Genomic DNA, 5,089 nt, shown 5'->3' on the forward strand with positions numbered 1-5,089 from the left:
CGGGTCGAGCCCGGCTCGCGTCTTGAGGCCGGGTCGAGCCCGGCCCCGCAGGTCCCGGCTGTTCGACCCGAAAGGGTGTCTTGACTTTCCGTGGCCGCGATATATCGTGAATGACGGAGACGCGATATGGCGTGTCGGGGCGGGTTGGCCTGGCCTCATATGCCCAAGGTCCGCCCGTCGCGTACGTCGTGTCCGCACCGGCCGAGGAGGTCAGCACCATGTCCGAGTGGTCCGTCGCAGAGCCGAGGAAACTCACTTTCGACGCCCCCGTGACGGCACTTCATGTGCGCATCGTCAACGGAACGGTGAACGTGGTGGGCACCGACGAGGGTTCCGCACGCCTGGAGGTCACGGAGATCGAGGGTCCCCCGCTCACGGTGACGCAGCAGGACGGCACCCTCACCGTGGCGTACGACGACCTTCCCTGGAAGGGCTTCCTCAAGTGGCTCGACCGGAGGGGCTGGCGCCGCAGCGCGGTGGTCTCCCTGGCGGTGCCGGCATCCACCCGCGTTGAGGTGGGCGTCGTCGGGGCCAACGCCGTGCTCTCCGGAATCGACGGCGGCGCGGAGGTGAAGGGTGTCACGGGCGAGACGACCCTGGTCGGCCTCTCCGGACCGGTCCGCGCCACGACGGTGTCGGGCCCCGTGGAGGCCCAGGGTGTCTCCGGCGCCTTGCGCATGAGCTCAGTCTCGGGCGACCTGACCGTCATCGAGGGCTCCTGCCCGCTGGTGAAGGCGGACTCCGTGAGCGGCTCGATCATTCTGGACCTCGATCCCACGGGCGGTCCCACCGACGCCGGTCTGACGAGCGTCTCGGGCGAGATAGCAGTCCGCCTCCCGCACCCGGCGGACGCGCAGGTCGAGGCGAACACGGCGAGCGGCACCGTGTCCAACGCCTTCGAGGATCTGCGCGTCACGGGCCAGTGGGGCGCGAAGAAGATCACGGGCCGCCTCGGCGGGGGCACCGGCCGTCTGAAGGCGACCACGGTCTCCGGTTCCATCGCCCTGCTCCGCCGCCCGCCCGCGGAGGACGAGCCATGGGACGCGCCCGGCCCACAGGATGCGCCGTCCAGGGGGGCGGAGGAAGCCCTCCGCGACATCAGCAGCGACACCGTCGCCCCGTCCGACCGTTCCCCCGACGGCACGACCGGCGGTCCGACCGAGCAGAAGGGGCTCTGACATGCCTCCCGTCTTCGCCCATGGACGACTGCGGCTCTACCTGCTGAAGCTGCTCGACGAGGCGCCGCGCCACGGATACGAGGTGATACGGCTGCTGGAAGAGCGCTTCCAGGGTCTGTACGCGCCGTCCGCCGGCACCGTCTACCCCCGCCTGGCCAAGCTGGAGGCCGAGGGCCTGGTCACGCACACCACCGAGGGCGGCCGCAAGGTGTACGCGATCACGGACGCGGGACGCGCCGAACTGGCCGACCGCAGCGGTGAGCTTGCCGACCTGGAGCTGGAGATCCGCGAGTCGGTCGCGGAGCTGGCAGCCGAGATCCGGGCCGACGTCCGGGGAGCGGCGGGCGACCTTCGCCGCGAAATGCGGGCCGCTGTCTCGGAGGCCAGGCAGGGCACCAAGGAGCACACGGGGGCGTACGGGGAGCACGGCGACCGGTCCGAGAAGGAGGCGTGGCAGGCCGCCAAGGAGGAGATGCGCCGCGTCAAGCAGGAGTGGAAGGAGCAGGCTCGGCGGGCCAAGGACGAGAGCCGACGGGCCCGTGAGGAGGCTCAGCGGGCACGCCGTCAGGCCAAGGAGGCGCAGGAGCGGGCGCGGGCCCAGGCACAGGAGGAGCTGCAGCGCATGGCGCGGCGGGTCCAGGAGCAGGTCCAGGACCACTTCGCGCGGGGCGACTGGCCGACGGGCGTGCGGGAGGGCCTGACCGAACTGGCCAAGGAGTTCGGCGAATTCGGAAAGGACTTCGGCAAGGAGTTCGGCAAGGATCTGGGCTTCGGGCGCCCGGGGGCGGCTGAGGGGCCGCAGTATTCGACGACCCCCGAGGACTTCCCCGGGACGTACGAACCGTCCTGGGCGCACGAGGACTTCTCGGGCGACCCGGCCCGCGCCCTTGACCGGCTGCTGGACCGTTTCCGGGACGACATCCGCGACGCGGCCCGTGACCACGGTGTCACGGAGGAACAGCTCCGCGACACCCGCCGTCACTTGTCCACGGCGGCGGCGCACATCGGGGCGGCACTGCGGTCACGGCGGGACTGACATCGTGCGGCGCCCGGTCTCAGGAGGGGGCGCCGCATCCGGTCCGGCAGGGAGCGCCGCTCACATGCACTGCCACAGGAAGCGCCCTTCCTTGGCGTCCGGCGAGGTGAAGGCGTAGCCCACGCCGGAGTCCCCGAAGTCGACGGGGAACGGCAGGCGGCCGGAGTCGAGCTGGACCAGGAGGCGCCACCCCTCCCCCGGGGTCTCCTCCCCCTGGAGCCAGCGCGGTTCGATTCCGGGCCCGCCGAGGTACTGCCAGGCGTGCCCGTCCGGGTCGGTGCCACCCTCCCCGGCCGGGCGCGGCAGATGGTCGGCACCCGCCGTCGGCCCCTCCGCCCGGTCGCGTACGCCGATGAAGTCGGGGACGCGGCCGCCGGGCTGGACCAGAAGGGCGTTCTCGCCGCCCTCCGGGTCATAGGTCCCGTCGACGGACCCGCCCTTGCCGTGCCCCGTCATGAACAGATAGCCCAGCACACCACCCGCAAGGGTGAACTGCCCAAGGAATTGCATGGGTTCGCCGGTCCGACGGGACAGCGGCCACTGCGGCTCCTCCAGCCACACGGGCTGCCCGCCGAGCTTGGTCACCGCCTCCCGGACGGGCGCTGCCGCGGGGACGAACTCCACGGGCACGGGCTCGGAGGGGGGCGGCGACTGGTTCTCGGGCACGGCATCTCCAAGGAAATCGGGACAACCGGGGTTCCCACCCTAGGGGTACCCGCCACCAGCCGGAGCCACCGACGTGGGGGTCACCCGGCCTTCGCCTCGCCTCCGCCCCACAGCACGCGCTCCACGGCCCCGTAGGTCACTCCGTGGTCGGCGAGGACCTCGGCGGGGATGCCCGGACGGGCGGTCAGGGCGAGGAGCAGATGCTCGTCGCCGATGTGCCGGTCGCCGTGAGCCAGGGCGGTGCGCAGGGACCGGGTGAGCACGTCCTTGGCGCCGCGGGCGAACGGGCGGCGCCCGGATCGCCGTACGCCACCTGCGCGGGCTGCCGCCAGCACCCCCTCCCCGTGGGCCTCCTCGACCCGCGAGACGATCTCCGTCAGGTCGATGCCGAGACCGGCGAGGGCATTCGCGTCGGCGCGGGAGAGTCCGCCGCGGCGGCGGGCCTCGGCGAGGTCCCGTTCGACCGCGTCACGTCGGCCCGTGAGCCCGAGCGAGGCCAGGGCGAACGCGGCGCGGCTGCCCTCGCGGTCGAGGAGGGCGAGCAGCAGGTGCGCCTCCTCCACGCGTTCCTCGCCGGTCCGTTCGCAGTACCCGACCGCGCCGGTGACCACCGCGCGGGCGTCCTTGGTGAAGCGCTCGAACATCACTGCCTCCCGTACTTCTTGTGCACGGCCTGCCTGCTGACTCCGAGTTCCGCGGCGATCTCCTGCCACGACCAGCCCTGATTGCGCGCGCTGCGCACCTGCACCGCCTCCAACTGCTCGAGCAGCCTCCGCAGCGCGGCGACGGCGCGCAGCCCGACCCGCGGATCGCGGTCGCCCGCGCGCTCGGCGAGATCCGTTGCTTCGGTCATGATGTCAACTTAGATTGACATGGGCTGCGGCGTCAACCCTGATTGACATCCCGGCCGGTGGAGATGCGAACGGCGGGCCCGGAAGCGTTCCGGGCCCGCCGTGGACGGGGAGACGAGGGGAGACGATGGTCGACGCGATTCCTGACCGTCGCGAACAAAGGACGCGACGGGACGGTCAGTTCGAGGTGAGCACGATCTTGCCGAACTGGTCGCCCGCCTCGAGCCGTTCGAAGCCCTCGCGCGCCCGGTCGAGCGGAAGGACCTCGTCGATGACGGGACGCACGCCGGTCGCGGCGCAGAAGGAGAGCAGGTCCTCCAGTTCGTCCTTGGACCCCATGGTGGAACCCACGACCTTCAGCTCCAGGAAGAAGATGCGGGTGAGTTCGGCGTGGGAGGGACGGTCGCCGCTGGTGGCGCCCGAGATGACGAGGGTCCCGCCGGGACGCAGGGACTTGACCGAGTGCGACCATGTGGCAGCGCCGACGGTCTCGATGACGGCGTCCACCCGCCGCGGAAGCCGCGCCCCGGACTCCAGGGCCTCCACGGCGCCCAGTTCCAGGGCCCGCTTGCGCTTGGCCTCGTCACGGCTGGTGGCGAAGACCCGCAGACCGGCCGCCTTGCCGAGCACGATCGCGGCCGTCGCGACACCGCCGCCCGCGCCCTGGACGAGGACGGAGTCGCCGGGGCGTACCCCGGCGTTGGTGAACAGCATGCGGTAGGCGGTCAGCCACGCGGTGGGGAGACAGGCCGCCTCCTCGAAGGAGAGCTCCTTGGGCTTGGGCAGGAGGTTCCACGTGGGGACGGAGACCTGTTCGGCGAAGGTGCCCTGGTAGCGCTCGGTGAGGATCGAGCGCGGCTCGTCGGGACCGACACCGTGGCCCGTCTGACCGATCACGGAGTGGAGGACGACCTCGTTGCCGTCCTCGTCGACGCCGGCCGCGTCACAGCCGAGGATCATGGGGAGCTTGTCCTCGGAAAGACCGACGCCCCGGAGGGACCAGAGGTCGTGGTGGTTGAGGGAGGCGGCCTTGACGTTCACGGTCGTCCAGCCCGGCCTGCGCTCGGGGGCCGGGCGCTCCCCCAACTCAAGGCCGGTGAGGGGCTGGTCACGGTCGATGCGGGCGGCGTAGGCAGCGAACATGACCTTGACGATAGGCGCCGCCGAGGACACAAGGAACCAGAGCCGACTGTGACACGCATCCCGCCGGGTGCGGCGCCGGGCGCCGGCCGGGTACTGCGTGGGGTGTTCCGCCGCACGCGGCGCGGGTCGGCGCCCAGTACGGCGCGGGTCAGCGCCCAGTGCCGCGCAGGGCCCCGCCCGGCGTGCGGCACCCGCCCAGTGCCGCGCGCAGTGTC

At 72.0% G+C, this 5,089-nt stretch carries 6 protein-coding genes; 2 read left to right on the top strand and 4 right to left on the bottom strand.

The window, feature by feature from the left end; genetic code table 11:
- Positions 1–218 precede the first annotated feature (218 nt).
- Entirely contained in the window at positions 219–1,178 is a 960-nt protein-coding gene (locus AAW14_RS38875) for a DUF4097 family beta strand repeat-containing protein (protein WP_265569193.1), read from the top strand.
- 1 nt (position 1,179) lies between these two features.
- Positions 1,180–2,214, top strand: coding sequence for a PadR family transcriptional regulator (locus tag AAW14_RS38880; protein ID WP_265569194.1), 1,035 nt, complete (start codon positions 1,180–1,182; stop codon positions 2,212–2,214).
- A 60-nt stretch (positions 2,215–2,274) separates the two neighbouring features.
- Here the strand turns inward: AAW14_RS38880 and AAW14_RS38885 are convergent, their stop codons facing one another.
- The 4 genes from AAW14_RS38885 to AAW14_RS38900 form a co-directional block, all read right to left on the bottom strand.
- Positions 2,275–2,880: a hypothetical protein gene (locus AAW14_RS38885; protein WP_265569195.1), complete on the bottom strand. Its 606-nt coding sequence runs from the start codon at positions 2,878–2,880 to the stop codon at positions 2,275–2,277.
- 80 nt (positions 2,881–2,960) lie between these two features.
- Positions 2,961–3,524, bottom strand: coding sequence for a Clp protease N-terminal domain-containing protein (locus AAW14_RS38890; protein ID WP_265569196.1), 564 nt, complete (start codon positions 3,522–3,524; stop codon positions 2,961–2,963).
- On the bottom strand, positions 3,524–3,733 hold the full coding sequence (locus tag AAW14_RS38895) for a helix-turn-helix domain-containing protein (RefSeq protein WP_018571396.1): 210 nt from the start codon (positions 3,731–3,733) through the stop codon (positions 3,524–3,526). The genes AAW14_RS38890 and AAW14_RS38895 overlap by 1 nt, the downstream gene beginning before the upstream one ends.
- 175 nt (positions 3,734–3,908) lie before the next feature.
- Entirely contained in the window at positions 3,909–4,874 is a 966-nt protein-coding gene (locus AAW14_RS38900) for a zinc-binding dehydrogenase (protein WP_265569197.1), read from the bottom strand.
- Positions 4,875–5,089 lie beyond the last annotated feature (215 nt).

The organism is Streptomyces hygroscopicus (genome assembly GCF_026168105.1).
Classification (GTDB): Bacteria; Actinomycetota; Actinomycetes; order Streptomycetales; family Streptomycetaceae; genus Streptomyces; species Streptomyces hygroscopicus_D.